This window comes from Xanthomonas cannabis pv. cannabis, from assembly GCF_000802365.1.
Lineage (GTDB): Bacteria > Pseudomonadota > Gammaproteobacteria > Xanthomonadales > Xanthomonadaceae > Xanthomonas > Xanthomonas cannabis.
The window spans coordinates 1-14,816 of record NZ_JSZE01000076.1 but is presented as its reverse complement, the minus strand read 5'-3'; the positions used below and the strand labels follow the sequence as shown (position 1 = coordinate 14,816).

The following is a 14,816-nucleotide window of genomic DNA, read 5'->3' as shown; positions in this document are numbered from 1 at the left end:
GGAACCGGAGCAGTCCCGCTGTTCCGATTCCCCATTCCCGAATCCCGAATCCCGGCCCTCAAAAAATATCGAAGGCCTTCTCGTCCTGCTGCTCCTGCAGGCCGTAGTCGTAATCCTGCAGGCGATCCAGGTCCTCGTTCTTGACCCATTCGACCGCGCCATTGATGGTGGCCTGGGACATGCCATCGGGCGGGTCGTTGGCGGCGATCGGCTTGTCCTTGAGTGCCACGCGCATGTAGTCGATCCAGATCGGCAGGGCGGCCTTGCCGCCATATTCGCGATAGCCCAGCGAGCGGAAGTCGTCGCGGCCCACCCACACGGTGGTGGCGTAGGGGCCACCGAAGCCGGAGAACCAGGCATCGCGGTGGTCGTTGGTGGAACCGGTCTTGCCGCCGACGTCCTCGCGGCCGAGCACCTTGGCCGCGGTGCCGGTACCGCGCTGGACCACGTCGCGCATCATCGACACCAACTGGTAGGCGGTGCGCTCGTCGATGGCGCGCGGGGCGATCTTGGTTTCGGCAATCGGTGCCGGCGCGGCGTCTGCCGGCGTGGGTGCGGCATCGGCTACCGGTGCCGGCGGTGTTGCCGGTGCCTGCGCGCCGAAGTTGAAACCGTCCACCACCTGGCTGACCGGGGCGACATTGCCGCCCTGCAGCGCGCAGGTGCGGCAGGCCACGGCAGGCACTTCCTTGAAGATGACATTGCCGTCGCGGTCCTTGATCTCATCCACGATCCAGGTGTCCACGCGCGAGCCGCCGTTGGCGAACACCGCATAGCCGCGTGCCACCGAGAGCGGGGTCAGCGACGCGGTGCCCAGCGACATCGACAGGTTGGGCGGCAGCTCCGCTTCCTGGAAGCCGAACTGGCTGATGTATTTGCGTGCAAAATCGACGCCGATCGCGTCCAGCAGCCGTACCGACACCAGGTTGCGTGACTGCACCAGCGCCTCGCGCAGGCGCATCGGGCCGCGGAATCCGCCGCCATCGTTCTGCGGCGACCAGGTCTTGCCGCGACGGTCGCGGAACACCACCGGCGCATCCAGCACGATCGAGGCCGGGTTGAAGCCCTTTTCGAAGGCCGCCGCATACACGAAGGGCTTGAAACTCGAGCCTGGCTGGCGGCGTGCCTGGGTGGCGCGATTGAACTTGTTGCCGGCAAAGCTGAACCCGCCGACCAGCGCGCGCAGTGCGCCGCTGTTGGCGTCCAGTGACACCAGGGCCGCCTGGCCACGCGGTAGCTGGTCGATGATCCACTCGCCGTCCTTTTCGCCTGCCCGGATGCGGGTCAGGTCGCCGCGTGTCAGCAGCTTGGCGGGCGTCCTGCCGGTCCAGCGGCTGGCCGAGGCAGGCAGGGTGAGTTCGGTCTTGTCGTGTTGCACGACGGTGACGCCGCCGTCGGGGTTGCTGCGCGCCACGATCACCGGGCGCAGCCCGCCCTGGGTGAACACCCCGGACAGATGCTTGGCCAGTGCCGGCGCGTCGGCATCTGCGGCCACGTCGACATGCTGCTCCACGCCATGCCAGCCATGACGATGGTCGTACAGGCGCAGGCCGTCGTTGATGGCGGCGTCCGCGCCGGTCTGCAGGGTGGCATCGATGGTGGTGGTGACGTGGTAGCCCTTGTTGAGCACATCGCCACCGTACTTGGCGATCATCTCCTGGCGGACCAGTTCGGCCACGTACGGCGCGTAGACCTCGACCGGCGGCTCGTGCGGCTTGGCATGCATCGGCACCGCCTTGGCGGCATCGGCTTCGGCCTGGCTGACGAAACCCAGGTCGGCCATGCGCTGCAGCACGTAGTAGTCGCGCCGTTCGCGGGCGCGTTCCGGGTTGCTGATCGGGTTGCCGCTGGACGGGAACTTGGGAATGCCGGCCAGCGAAGCCATCTCGTCCAGGCTCAGCTCACTCATCTTCTTGCCGAAGTAGTACTCGGCGGCCGCACCCACGCCGTAGGCGCGATTGCCGAAAAAGCTCTTGTTGAGATAGAGCTCGAAGATCTCGTCCTTGCTCAGCTCACTCTCGATCTTGCGTGCCAGCAGGATCTCGGCGAGCTTGCGGGTGTAGCTGTACTCGGAACTGAGGAAGAACTGCCGCGCCACCTGCTGGGTGATGGTCGAGCCGCCCGGCACGCGCTTGGCGTCGGTGGTGGCCAGCAGCCACACCGCACGGCCGATGCCCTTGTAGTCCACGCCCCCGTGCTCGTAGAAGCGCGCGTCCTCGGTCGCCAGGAAGGCCTGCTTCAGCCGCAACGGCACCTCCTTCATCTGGATCGGATAGCGCCGGGTCTCGCCATACACGGCCATCAGGCGGCCATCGCTGGCATACACGTACATCGGCTCCTGCAGCTCGACCTGCTTGAGCGACTGCACATCGGGCAACTTCGAGGAAATGGCGTAATACAGGCCGCCGGCAGCGATAGCGCCAAGCAGTGCGAGCACGACGAGCGCGGCCAGGATCCAGCCCAGCCAACGGCGAATACGGGGCATGTACAGAGAGATTCCGATTGCAGATTTCTTGGTCACAGAGTATAGATGACGCCGGGTTTGGCTGGGGCCGAACTCTGGGGATCGCAGAAGACAGCAAGGGGGTCACGGTCGCGAGGTCATTGCCTTGCGCGTGAAGGGCTTGTCAACTGTTAAAATTTGATTATTAATACGAGGGCGCAGACATGCGTCCAAGTGCCCGTCGGCAGGGGAGTTACCGTGGGGCTTTTACCCAAGAGTCAGTCGCCACTGATTGGTGTCGATATCAGTTCCACTGCGGTCAAGCTGTTGCAGCTGTCGCGCAGCGGGAATCGTTTCCGCGTGGAGCACTACGCGGTTGAACCGTTGCCGCCAAATGCGGTGGTGGAAAAGAACATCGTCGAAGTGGAGGCGGTCGGCGAAGCCATTCGCCGCGCCATCAACCGTTCCGGCAGCAAGGCCAAGAACGCGGCAGCTGCCGTGGCTGGCTCGGCGGTGATCACCAAGCTGATCCCGATGCCGGCCGATCTGGACGACAGCGACATGGAGGCCCAGGTCGAACTGGAAGCCACCAATTACATTCCGTACCCGATCGAGGAAGTGAATCTCGATTTCGAGGTGCTGGGCCCGATGCCCAACAGCCCGGACATGGTCCAGGTGCTGCTGGCCGCCTCGCGCTCGGAAAACGTGGAACTGCGCCAGTCGGCGCTGGAACTGGGTGGCCTGACCGCCAAGGTGATGGACGTGGAGGCCTTCGCGGTCGAAAACGCGTTCGCCCTGGTCGCCAGCGAACTGCCGGTCGCCGCCGATGCGGTGGTTGCGCTGGTCGACATCGGCGCCACCATGACCACGCTCAGCGTGCTGCGCTCCGGGCGCAGCCTGTACAGCCGCGAACAGGTGTTCGGCGGCAAGCAGCTCACCGACGAAGTGATGCGCCGTTATGGCCTGACCTACGAAGAAGCCGGGCTGGCCAAGCGCCAGGGCGGGCTGCCGGAGAGCTACGAGGTCGAAGTGCTGGAGCCGTTCAAGGAAGCGACGGTGCAGCAGATCAGCCGTTTGCTGCAGTTCTTCTATGCCGGCAGCGAATTCAACCGCGTCGACTGCATCGTGCTGGCCGGCGGGTGCGCCGCGCTGTCACGCCTGCCGGAGATGGTGGAAGAGCAGCTGGGCGTGACCACCGTGGTCGCCAACCCGCTCGCACAGATGACGCTGGGCCCGAAGGTTCAGGCCCATGCGCTGGCGCTGGATGCGCCCGCCTTGATGATCGCCACCGGCCTGGCCCTGAGGAGCTTTGACTGATGGCAAGAATCAATCTATTGCCCTGGCGCGCCGAGCGCCGGAAGGCGCGCGAGCGCGAGTTCTATTCGATGCTGGGCTTCGCCGCATTGGGCGGCGTGCTGTTGTCGGCCTTGATCTGGTTCTACTACGACGCGCAGATCACCGGCCAGACCGAGCGCAATGCGTTCCTGACCACCGAGATCGACAAGGTCAAGGCGCAGAACGAAGAGATCAAGGAACTCGACAAGAAGAAGGACCGCCTGCTTGCGCGCAAGAAGGTGATCGAGGAGCTGCAGGCCAACCGCTCGCAGATGGTGCACCTGTTCGATTCGCTGGTGCGCACCATTCCCGATGGCGTGGCGCTGACCAACATCAAGCAGGACGGCGACATCCTGACACTGGAAGGCCGCTCGCAATCCAACGCCCGCGTCAGTGCCTACATGCGCAACCTCGAAGGTTCGGGCTGGATGACCAATCCGGACCTGTCGATCATCGAGGCCAAGAGCCAGGACAAGGCCGGGCAGCCTGCCACCTCGTCGATGGACACCAAGACGCTGCCGTACGTGTTCACGCTCAAGGTCAAGCTGGCCAACCCGAACGAGGCTGACAAGAACGGCACTACGCCGGGCGTAGTGGATCCGGCCGCGCCGGATGCAGCACCTGCCGGTGCCGCGCCTGCTGCTCCAGCGGCGCCTACGCCCGCAACGTCGCCGGCCGCGGCGCCTGCACCGACGCAGGCAGCACCGGCGCCCGCCAATCGGCCGCAGGAGGGGGCGGCGTCATGAGTAAGAAATCATTCAAGCTCAGTGATCTGGACTTCAACAACATCGGCGGTTGGCCGCAGCAGGCACGCATCGTGTTCTGCGTGGTGGTTGGCCTGTTCATCCTGGTGCTGGCCTGGTTCCTGTTGATCAGCGGCAAGCGCGATGAGCTGGAAGGGCTGGAAGGCACCGAATCCCAGCTGCGCACCGAGTTCGAGACCCAGCAGGGGCGGGCGGTGAATCTGGAGCCGCTCAAGCAGCAGCTCGCGCAGATGGAGCAGGTGCTGCAGCAGATGCTGCGTCAGCTGCCCAGCAAGACCGAAATGCCGGATCTGATCATCGATATCTCGCAGACCGCGTTGTCCAGCGGCCTGTCCAACGAGCTGTTCCAGCCGGGACCGGAATCGCCGAAGGAGTTCTACGCCGAGAAGCCGATCGCCCTGCGCATGGTGGGCAGCTACCACCAGTTCGGCGCCTTTGTCAGCGGCGTGGCATCGCTGCCGCGCGTGGTGATCCTGACCATGCACGACATCAACCTCAAGCCCAAGGATGCCAAGGCTGGCATCACACCGCGCGGCGCGCTGGAGCTGTCCGGCACGGTCAAGACCTATCGTTATCTGGACGATGAGGAAATGGCCGAGCAGGAGAAGGCGGCGGCCGACGCGGCGAAGAAGGGCGGCCAATGACCATGAAACTGCTCAAGATCTTGTCCTGCGTGGCGCTAATTGCTGTATTGCCGGCGTGCACGCGCGGGGTGACCAGCACCCCGGGCGATGCGCCGAATCTGGAAGCCTGGGTGGCTGAGGTGCGCGCGCGTCCTGCGCCGCCGCTGGAGCCATTGCCGGTGATGCAGCAGTTCGAGACGTTCGAATATGCCGCGCAGGTGATGCGCGACCCGTTCAGCGACGCCTGGGTCAGTGCGGAAGGCGGCAACGGCACGCGTCCGGATCCGAACCGGCGCAAGGAACCGTTGGAGGCCTTCCCGCTCGACGCGCTCGACATGGTGGGGACCATTGGGGGCGGCTCGGGTCTGATCGCGCTGGTGATGGCACCGGACAAGGTGACCTACCGCGTGCGGCCGGGTGTGTATCTGGGACAGAGCGATGGCCGGGTGACCGGGGTCTACGAAGACCGCATCGAGCTGATTGAACTTGTGCCGGACGGTGCGGGTGGATGGCTTGAACGGCCGGCCGCGCTCGCATTGGATGATCAATAAAGTGATAGGGGATAGCACGATGACGTTTTCCAATGCCCAGCGGCTGCGTCCGGTTCGACGCCACGCGATGCTCCAGGCCTGCGCGTTGGGATGTGCGCTGGCGCTGGCCGGCGGCAGCGCGTTTGCCGCCGCCGCGCTGACGCAGCCCGCGCAGGACCCTGCCAAGACCGCTCCGGCGAGCCTGGCGGTGTCCAAGATCGATTTCAAACGCGGTGACGATGGTGCGGGCCGCCTGATCCTGAAGTTTGACGGGCAGGGCGCCAGTCCCGATCTGCGCACGCAGGGCGACAGCGTGCTGGTGGACATCAGCAACGCAAAGCTGCCGCCCGAGCTGCAGCGCCCGCTCAACGTCACCGACTTCGCCACGCCGGTGCAGCGGGTGGAGGTCAAGCCGTCCGGTTCCGGCTCGCAGCTGGTGCTGTCGACCAAGGGCGCCTTCGATTCGCTGGCCTACCAGACCGGTAACGAATACGTGGTGGAAATCACTCCGCGCAAGGGCCAGCCGGCCGTTGGCGGCGTGAGCGCCGCGTCGGTCACCCAGGCCGCCGCGCAGATTGCCGCGCGCGGCTACAGTGGTCGCCCGGTGACGTTCAACTTCCAGGACGTGCCGGTGCGCACCGTGCTGCAGCTGATCGCCGAAGAGTCCAACCTCAACATCGTCGCCTCCGACACCGTGCAGGGCAACGTCACCCTGCGCCTGATGAACGTGCCGTGGGACCAGGCGCTGGACATCGTGCTGCGCGCCAAGGGCCTGGACAAGCGCCGCGATGGCGGCGTGGTCTGGGTCGCCCCGCAGCCGGAGCTGGCCAAGTTCGAGCAGGACAAGGAAGACGCCCGTATCGCGATCGAGAACCGCGAGGATCTGATCACCGATTATGTGCAGATCAATTACCACAATGCGGCGGTGATCTTTAAGGCGCTGACAGAGGCCAAGGGGATTGGCGGTGGTGGCGGTGGTGGGCAAGGCGGACAAGGTGGTGCCGGTCAGCAAGATAATGGCTTTTTGTCGCCACGCGGACGTTTGGTTGCTGATGAACGTACCAACACTTTGATGATCAGCGATATTCCGAAAAAGGTCGCGCAGATGCGCGAATTGATTTCGCATATTGATCGCCCGGTGGATCAGGTCCTGATTGAAAGCCGCATCGTGATTGCTACCGATACGTTTGCGCGCGACCTTGGCGCGCGCTTTGGTGTCACCGGTGCAACGGGTCGGGGCATCTTGAGCGGTTCGCTGGAAAGCAATGTCAACTACCTCAATACCTCTGCGCAAGCTGGTCTGGAAATCGCCAATGGTGGTACGCAGACAACGTTGCCAGCTCATCTGTTTCCATCCGGCCTGAACGTTGATCTTGGAGCTGGTGGTTTCACGAACAGCGGCGCCGCGGGTCTTGCTTACACGCTGTTGGGCTCACATTTCAACCTGGACATCGAGCTGTCGGCGATGCAGGAGGAAGGTCGCGGTGAGGTCGTTTCGAATCCGCGCATCGTGACGGCCAATCAGCGTGAAGGCGTAATCAAGCAGGGCCGGGAGATCGGCTATGTAACCATCAGCGGTGCCGGTGTCGCCGGCGGCGGTTCGCAAGCCAACGTGCAGTTCAAAGAAGTCCTCCTTGAGCTAAAAGTCACGCCGACAATTACCAACGACAATCGCGTCTTCCTCAACATGAATGTGAAGAAGGATGAAGTCGCTCGATTCATTGATCTGCCGCAATACGGCACTGTGCCGGAAATCAACCGTCGCGAAGTCAATACGGCTGTGCTTGTGGCCGATGGCGAAACGGTTGTGATCGGTGGCGTTTACGAATTCACGGACCGCGAGAGCGTGTCGAAGGTGCCGTTCCTGGGCGACATCCCGTTCTTGGGTAATTTGTTCAAGAAGCGCGGCCGCAGCAAGGAAAAGGCCGAGCTGCTGGTCTTTGTTACCCCGAAAGTGCTGCGGGTCGCAAGCGCAGCGCGGTAACGGCACTGGACACCGACAGGAGGGCCGCGCAAGCGGCCTTCTTTTTCACTTCTTGTGCGCAAAGTCCGACGCAAACGCAGAAGCTCGCAATGCATGCCGGATTGATGGGCTATCCGCCATGCGTGATCGAAGACGGCTGCGATGTGGTCCCCGCCGATCAAAGGTAGCTTGGCTGGCCCGAGGTGAGCTTGACCCCCGTCACTCCCTGAACCTCTTAAAGCCCTGCGGTGAACCAATCGCGTTCGAATCGGTCACACTGGGCCTATGAACGCACCGCCGCTCCTCCCGCCAGAAGCCGCCGCCGCGCCCGCCGAGGACCGGCTGCATCGTCAATTCACCTCGCTGCGCGAGTCGCTGGCGCAGCGCATCGTCGGCCAGTCCGCGCTTGTGGAACGGTTGTTGATCGCCCTGCTGGCCGATGGCCATCTGCTGGTGGAGGGCGCGCCGGGCCTGGCCAAAACCACCGCAATCCGCGCGCTGGCCTCGCGGCTGGAAACGGATTTTGCGCGGGTGCAGTTCACCCCGGATCTGTTGCCCGCCGATCTGACCGGTACCGAGATCTGGCGGCCGCAGGACAGCCGGTTCGAGTTCATGCCGGGGCCGATCTTCCACCCCATCCTGCTGGCCGACGAGATCAATCGTGCGCCGGCCAAGGTGCAGTCGGCGCTGCTGGAGGCGATGGGCGAACGTCAGGTGACCGTTGGCCGGCATACGTACGCGCTGCCGCAGCTGTTCCTGGTGATGGCGACACAGAATCCGATCGAGCAGGAGGGCACGTTCCCGCTGCCCGAAGCGCAGTTGGACCGCTTCCTGATGCATGTGCGCATTGGCTACCCGCAGGCCGATGCCGAGGCGGAAATCCTGCGTCTGGCGCGCGAGGCGGCCCGCGACACCCTGGAAAAGCACGAGACCGTCCCCGACAGGATTCCGTTGGACGACGTCTTCGCCGCACGCCGCGTGGTACTGGATGTGCACCTGGCGCCGCAGCTTGAGCGGTACCTGATCGAGATCGTGCTGGCCTCGCGCGATCCGCAGCGCTACGACCCGGCATTGGCGCGGCGCATCGCCTGGGGCGCGAGCCCACGCGGTTCGATCGCCCTGGAGCGGTGCGCGCGTGCGCGTGCGTGGCTGGCCGGGCGCGACTACGTCACCCCCGACGACATCCGGGCCATTGCGCCGGACGTGCTGCGCCACCGCGTATTGCCCAGCTACGAAGCCACCGCCGAAGGGTGGGATGGCGAGCGCCTGGTCGCCGCGTTGCTGGACAAGATTCCGCTGCCCTGATCGGGCAGCGTGCTACCGAGGTATGCCGCCCTCCCGCCCGAGCCCGATGTCTTCGATTCCGTCCTTCCCCTCAGCGAACCCACCGGCTGCCGTGGCCGGTGACGGCCTGCGCCCCAGCCTTGCCGAGTTGATCGCGTTGCGCGGCACCGTGCAGCATCGCGGGCAACCTGGGCGTGGCCGGCATGGGCTGGTGGGGCCGGTGCCGGCCGCCACGCGCGGGCGTGGGATGGAATATGCCGAGTCGCGCGAGTACGTGGCCGGTGACGATGCGCGGCATATCGATTGGCGCGTCACCGCGCGCACCGGGCGGGCGCATACCAAGCTGTTTCAGGCCGAGCGCGAGCGCTTGAGCCTGATCGTGGCAGACACCTCGCCCGCACTCTTCTTCGGCACCCGCGTGCGTTACAAGTCGGTGCAGGCCGCCCGTGCCGGCGCCGTGGCGGCATGGCTGGCGCAGCGGCAGGGCGACCGTGTCGCGGCCTTGCGCGGCACCGCCAGCGAGGCGCCGATCGCGCCGCGGTCGGGGCAGCGCGGTGTGCTGCCGGTGCTCGATGCCCTGGCGCGCTGGTATGCGCAGCCGCCTGCTGGCGACGCCGGGTTGGAGGTCGCCCTGGATCATGCGGCGCGGCTCCTGCGGCCAGGCGCGCGCCTGACCGTGCTTGCCGATGCGCGCAGTGCAAGCCGGATCTCCGCAACGCGCTGGTCCGGGCTGGCATTGCATCACGAGGTGGTGGTGATCGTGCTGGTCGACCCGCTGGAGCTGTCGCCGCCAGCCCGCGCCCTGAGTTTCGATGTGCGCGGTGAGCGCATTGCGGTGGATCTTGCCAGCCAAGCTGCGCGCGCGCGCTGGCAGGCCGAGTTCGTCGCGCCGCTGGAGCAGCTGGCCACACTGCTGCAATCGCGCGGCGTACGCGTGCATCGCCTGTCCACCGACGATGCCAGCGACGCGTGGCTGGGCGGCGGCGCCCCCGTGCGGGGCGCATGACGATGAGCCCGCAGGCACTGCCGCTGCGCGATGTTCATCTGCCGCCGCCGCCGCCGTGGTGGCCGCTGGCGCCTGGCTGTTGGCTGCTGATCGCGGCAGTCGTGCTGGTGCTGGCCGGTGTGTGGTGCTGGTGGTGGCGTCGCCGCCAACGGCAACGTCGCTGGCTGGCGGCCTTCGATGCAGAGCTGCAGCGTGCCGCAACGCCTGTGCAGCGTCTGGCAGCACTGTCGGCGCTGCTGCGCCGCGCGGCGCGGAGCGTCGATGCGCAGGCCGATCGGTTGCAGGGCGATGCCTGGCTGCAGTTTCTGGATGGCCGCAACAGCAAGACGCGCGCATTTTCGCAAGGGCCGGGTCGCGCGCTGCTCGACGGCGGATTTCAGCGCGCCCCGGCGGTGGCCGACCTGGACGCGGTGCAGGCACTGGCGCGCGCCCGGTTTCTGGGTCTGATGCGGGGCCAGCGATGAACTGGCTGCAGTGGTCGCAGTGGCAGGACGCGCTGGCGCATTGCGCCTGGCCATGGGCGTGGTGGTTGATGCCGCTGCCGCTGCTGATGTGGTTCTGGCCGCAGCGCGGCCAGGAGTCTGCGGCGCTGCGTGTGCCGTATGCCGATCAGCTGCATGCGGTGGCCCAGGCGCAACGCGCGCCGTCGTTGCGCATGCCGCGCTGGCTGGCGTGGCTGGGCTGGTTCTTGTTGTGCGCCGCGCTGGCGCGTCCGCAGCAGCTGGGCGAGGTGATCCAGCCGCCGCGCGAAGCACGGCAGATGATGCTGGCGGTGGATCTGTCCGGCAGCATGAGCGAGCCGGACATGGTGCTCGGTGGCAACGTGGTCGATCGCCTCACCGCCGCCAAGGCGGTGCTGTCGGACTTTCTGGATCGGCGCGACGGCGATCGCGTCGGCTTGCTGGTGTTCGGCCAGCGCGCGTATGCACTGACCCCGCTGACTGCGGATCTGACCTCCGTACGCGACCAGCTGGCCGACAGCGTGGTGGGGCTGGCCGGGCGCGAGACTGCGATCGGCGATGCGATCGCGTTGTCGGTGAAGCGGCTGCGCGAGCAGAAGCAGGGCCAGCGGGTGGTGGTCCTGCTCACCGATGGCGTCAACACCGCCGGGGTGCTCAATCCATTGAAGGCGGCCGAACTGGCCAAGGCCGAGGGCGTGCGTGTGCACACCATCGCTTTCGGAGGCAGTGGAGGCTACTCGCTGTTCGGCGTGCCGATTCCGGCTGGCGGCAACGACGATATCGACGAGGATGGGCTGCGCAAGATTGCCGAGCAAACTGGCGGACGTTTTTTCCGTGCCCGCGATACCGAAGAGCTGGCGGGCATCTACGCCGAACTCGATCGCCTGGAGCCGGTGAAGGCCTTGGGTCCGTCGGTGCAGCCGCGGGTCGAACGCTACTACTGGCCCTTGGGCGCAGCCATGGTGATCGCGTTGCTCGCGTACGTGTTGCCGCGGAGATGGCGATGAGCGCGCCCACCGAATTGCTGGCAGCGTTGCATCTGTTGCGCCCCGACTGGCTGTGGGCCTTGCTGGCGATCGTGCCGGCGGCGCTGCTGTGGCACGTACGCCGGCGCAGTGCCGATGTGTGGCGTCACAGCGTGGACGCGCACCTGTTGCCGGCCTTGCTGGTGGCCGGCGGGCGGCGCGGATGGCTGGGTTTCGTGCTGGCCGCGCTGACTTACGCGCTGGCGGTGGTGGCGATGAGCGGGCCGAGCTGGCGGCAGACCGAGCGCCCGGTGTTTCAATCCAGCATGCCGTTGGTGGTGGTGCTGGATCTGTCCTCCAGCAGCCTCGCCACCGACCTGCCGCCCTCGCGCCTGCTCCAGGCGCGCGCGAAGCTGGCCACGTTGCTGCGCAAGCGTGCCGGTGGCGATGTGGCATTGCTGGTCTATGCCGGCGAAAGTTTCACCGTCGCGCCCCTGACGCAGGACGCCGCCAACGTGGCCGTGTTTCTGGATGCGCTGTCGCCGTCGGTGATGCCGGTCGATGGCAAACGCGCCGATCGGGCGATCACGGCGGCGAGCCGGTTGCTGCAGCAGGCCGGCTTCAAACAGGGCGACATTCTGGTGGTCAGCGACAGTGCCGATGGGTCGGCAGAAAGCGCTGCCCGCACCGCACGCGCACGCGGGTTCCATGTCTCCGCCCTGGGCATCGGCAGTGTGCGTGGTGCCGCTTACCGCACCGGCAGCGGCGAGATCGCCCAGGCAAGACTCGACGAGGGCCGCCTGCGCGATCTCGCCGGTCAGGGTGGTGGGCGCTATGCGCGCATTGCCCCGGACGACTCGGACCTGGAGGCGCTGGGGGTGCTCGATCCTGCCCAGCAGCCGCTTGCCGATGAGGCGGCCGAAGCCGGCGGCGGCAAGACCTGGCTCGATGAGGGTTACTGGCTGGTGATGCCGGTGATGCTTCTGGCGCTTCTGGCGTTTCGCCGGCGCGCGGTTGTGGCGGTGCTGGCGCTGGTGTGCATGTTGCCGCTGGCGCAGCCTGCACGGGCAGCGGACGGCACCTTGTGGCAGCGTGCCGATCAGGTGCAGCAACAGCGTCTGGATGCCGGGGTGCAGGCGTATCGCAAAGGGGACTTTGCCGCTGCGCAGAAGGCGTTCGAAGCGGTGCCGACCGACGAGGGCTTGTACAACCTGGGCAATGCGCTGGCGCGCCAGGGCCGCTACGACGAGGCAATTGCAGCCTACGATCGCGTGCTCAAGCAACATCCCAACCAGCAGGATGCGATCGCCAATCGCGCGGCAGTCGACGCGGCGCGCAAGCGTCAGCAGCAGGACAACAAGGACGGCAAAGGTCGGGACGGCAAGAGCCAGTCCAAGGATCAGAAACAATCCGGCCAGGATGGAAACGGGCAACAGCAGACGGGCCAGAATCAGCAGGACGCGCAGTCCGGCCAGGCCGGGCAGAAGCCGCAGGACGGCAAGCAGCAGCCCTCCGACGCGCAGACCCCGCAGGACGGCAAGTCGCAGGATGCGCAGTCCAAAAACGGGCAAGGCGAGCAGAGCAGGCAGGACACGCCACCGCAGTCTGCCGATGCCAGGGCGCAGCAGCAGGCCGATGAGGCGCAGCGTCGCAAGATGCAACAAACCATGGCGCAGGCGGGCGACAAACAGACGGACGCAGGCGGCAAGCAGGAGCCCGCCACCGCAAGCGAGACGCCGCAGCAACGCGAGCAACGCCAGGCGGTGGATGCCTGGTTGCGGCGGGTACCGGACGATCCGGGCAGCTTGCTGCGGACCAAATTCAGGCTGGAATACGAACGCAGGCAACGGGCCGGACGATGATCGGCAGACACCACTTGCGCCGCGCGGCGATCGGCATGCTGGCCTGCATGATGCTGCTGGTTGGCGCACCAGCGGGTGCGGTCACGCGCGCGTGGCTTGATCGCGATAGCGCCAATGCTGGCGACGTGGTGATGTTGAACATCGAAACCGACCAACGCGGCGTCGATCCGGACTACACGCCGCTGCGCAATGATTTTTCGCTGGGCGCCAAGAGCGCCAATCAGCAGATGCAGGTGACCAACGGTTCGGTGACGGTGCGTGCCCTGTTCGGTGTGGTGCTGACACCGCGCAAGAGTGGTGAACTGATCGTGCCGGCGATACGGGTTGGCAATGAGCGCACCGAGCCGCTGCGCCTGCAGGTGGTTGGAGCGGCGAACGATGCCGCCAGCAGTTCCAGCGGCGCTGCCGGCGGGCCGAGTGCGGCGCAGGGCAATGAAGAGGCTTTCGTCGAGACCCGGGTGGACGACCCGCAGCCCTATGTGCAGCAGAGCGTGGGGGTGGTGGTGCGCTTGTACTTTGCCAATCAACTGGCATCGGGCGAGCTGGATCTGGAAGCGCCCGATGGCGCGTCGCTGCAACGCATTGGCGATGACGTCAGTTCGGTCAAGCTGGTCAACGGCCGCCAGTACAACGTGGTGGAGCGGCGCTATCTGCTGGTGCCCGAGCGCAGCGGCCGGCTGGTGCTGCCCCCGGCGCGATTCAACGGGCGATCGGTCGGTGGATTCTTCGACGATTATTTCGGTCGCGGCAACGGTGAGCTGAGCGCGCGCAGCGCCAGCATTCCGCTGCAGGTGCGCGCCCAGCCGGCCAACGCGCCGCAGCCCTGGCTGCCGCTGCGCAGCCTGCAGTTGCGCTACACGGCCACGCCGCAACGCGCCACTGCCGGGGAAGCGACGCAGTTCATGGTGGAAGCCAGCGCGCGCGGCGCCACCCAGGCGCAGTTCCCCGAGTTGCCCACGCCAAGCGTGCCCGATGCGCAGGTGTTCGCCGAGCCGGCGCAATACGAAGAACGCTTTGTGGACGGCTCGCCGCAGCTGCGCCTGACGCGCCGCTATTCGATCGTGCCCAACCGCGCCGGCCCGCTGGTCGTGCCTGGGCTGCAGGTGGCCTGGTGGGATGTCGGCGCAGGCGCGGCCAAGACCGCAGCGGTGCCGGATCTGACATTGGATGTTGCGGCGGGCAGCGGGGCCTTTGCGGCACCGGCCCCGGCACCTGCGCCGACAGGCAGCCCGGCAAGCAACAACGCGGCGCCTGCGCCAACAGCCAGTGCGCTGACGTTGCAGCAGCAGCCGTCGCCAGCTACGCAACGGCCATGGGGATGGATGGCCGCCGCCGCAGGCTTTGCGGTGTTGTGGGTGGTGACGTTGGTATGGGCGTTGCGGCGCCGGCGCGGCGCGGCACGCAGTGCTGCCGAGGCCACCGTCGGCGACGCGCCCACGCCCGGCAAGCGTGCAACCCATGGCGTGGCCGAGCTGCGCCGCGCGCTGGACAGTGGCGGCATGGACGATGTGGCAAACGTGCTCTGCGGCATGGCCGGTGTGGCCGATATCGACAGCGTATTGGCCGCCTTGGCCGATCCC

Annotated in this window: 12 protein-coding genes; 11 read left to right on the top strand and 1 reads right to left on the bottom strand. The window is 66.4% G+C overall.

The features are described 5' to 3' along the window. Positions 1-58: 58 nt before the first annotated feature. Positions 59-2,485 carry a penicillin-binding protein 1A gene (locus OZ10_RS13485; RefSeq protein ID WP_039565401.1) on the bottom strand — a complete coding sequence of 809 codons (2,427 nt, stop codon included), beginning with the start codon at positions 2,483-2,485 and terminating at the stop codon, positions 59-61. Between the two features lie 216 nt (positions 2,486-2,701). Between OZ10_RS13485 and OZ10_RS13480 the strand changes: the two genes are divergently transcribed. From OZ10_RS13480 to OZ10_RS13430, 11 genes are all read left to right on the top strand, one after another. Then, on the top strand, positions 2,702-3,760 hold the full coding sequence (locus OZ10_RS13480) for a pilus assembly protein PilM (RefSeq protein WP_039409920.1): 1,059 nt from the start codon (positions 2,702-2,704) through the stop codon (positions 3,758-3,760). After that, positions 3,760-4,524 carry a PilN domain-containing protein gene (locus OZ10_RS13475; RefSeq protein WP_039565398.1) on the top strand — a complete coding sequence of 255 codons (765 nt, stop codon included), beginning with the start codon at positions 3,760-3,762 and terminating at the stop codon, positions 4,522-4,524. The genes OZ10_RS13480 and OZ10_RS13475 overlap by 1 nt, the downstream gene beginning before the upstream one ends. Further along, positions 4,521-5,186, top strand: a complete 666-nt coding sequence (locus OZ10_RS13470) for a type IV pilus inner membrane component PilO (protein WP_039409926.1) — start codon at positions 4,521-4,523, stop codon at positions 5,184-5,186. The genes OZ10_RS13475 and OZ10_RS13470 overlap by 4 nt, the downstream gene beginning before the upstream one ends. Continuing rightward, on the top strand, positions 5,183-5,716 hold the full coding sequence (locus OZ10_RS13465) for a pilus assembly protein PilP (protein ID WP_011038332.1): 534 nt from the start codon (positions 5,183-5,185) through the stop codon (positions 5,714-5,716). Before OZ10_RS13470 ends, OZ10_RS13465 begins: the two co-directional genes overlap by 4 nt. 19 nt (positions 5,717-5,735) lie before the next feature. Further along, the gene (locus OZ10_RS13460) at positions 5,736-7,679 is read left to right on the top strand and encodes a type IV pilus secretin PilQ (protein WP_039409933.1); all 1,944 of its coding nucleotides are present in this window, start codon (positions 5,736-5,738) and stop codon (positions 7,677-7,679) included. A gap of 264 nt (positions 7,680-7,943) precedes the next feature. Further along, entirely contained in the window at positions 7,944-8,963 is a 1,020-nt protein-coding gene (locus tag OZ10_RS13455; RefSeq protein WP_039409936.1) for an AAA family ATPase, read from the top strand. A gap of 22 nt (positions 8,964-8,985) precedes the next feature. Further along, positions 8,986-9,948, top strand: coding sequence for a DUF58 domain-containing protein (locus OZ10_RS13450; RefSeq protein ID WP_039565393.1), 963 nt, complete (start codon positions 8,986-8,988; stop codon positions 9,946-9,948). Between the two features lie 2 nt (positions 9,949-9,950). Beyond that, on the top strand, positions 9,951-10,412 hold the full coding sequence (locus OZ10_RS13445) for a DUF4381 domain-containing protein (protein WP_039565392.1): 462 nt from the start codon (positions 9,951-9,953) through the stop codon (positions 10,410-10,412). Beyond that, complete coding sequence (locus tag OZ10_RS13440; RefSeq protein ID WP_039565391.1) at positions 10,409-11,416, top strand: vWA domain-containing protein; 1,008 nt, start codon at positions 10,409-10,411, stop codon at positions 11,414-11,416. Before OZ10_RS13445 ends, OZ10_RS13440 begins: the two co-directional genes overlap by 4 nt. After that, entirely contained in the window at positions 11,413-13,236 is a 1,824-nt protein-coding gene (locus OZ10_RS13435; RefSeq protein WP_039565390.1) for a tetratricopeptide repeat protein, read from the top strand. The genes OZ10_RS13440 and OZ10_RS13435 overlap by 4 nt, the downstream gene beginning before the upstream one ends. Further along, the coding region (locus OZ10_RS13430) for a BatD family protein (protein ID WP_039565388.1) at positions 13,233-14,816 on the top strand (1,584 nt) is incomplete at its 3' end. The genes OZ10_RS13435 and OZ10_RS13430, both read left to right, overlap by 4 nt.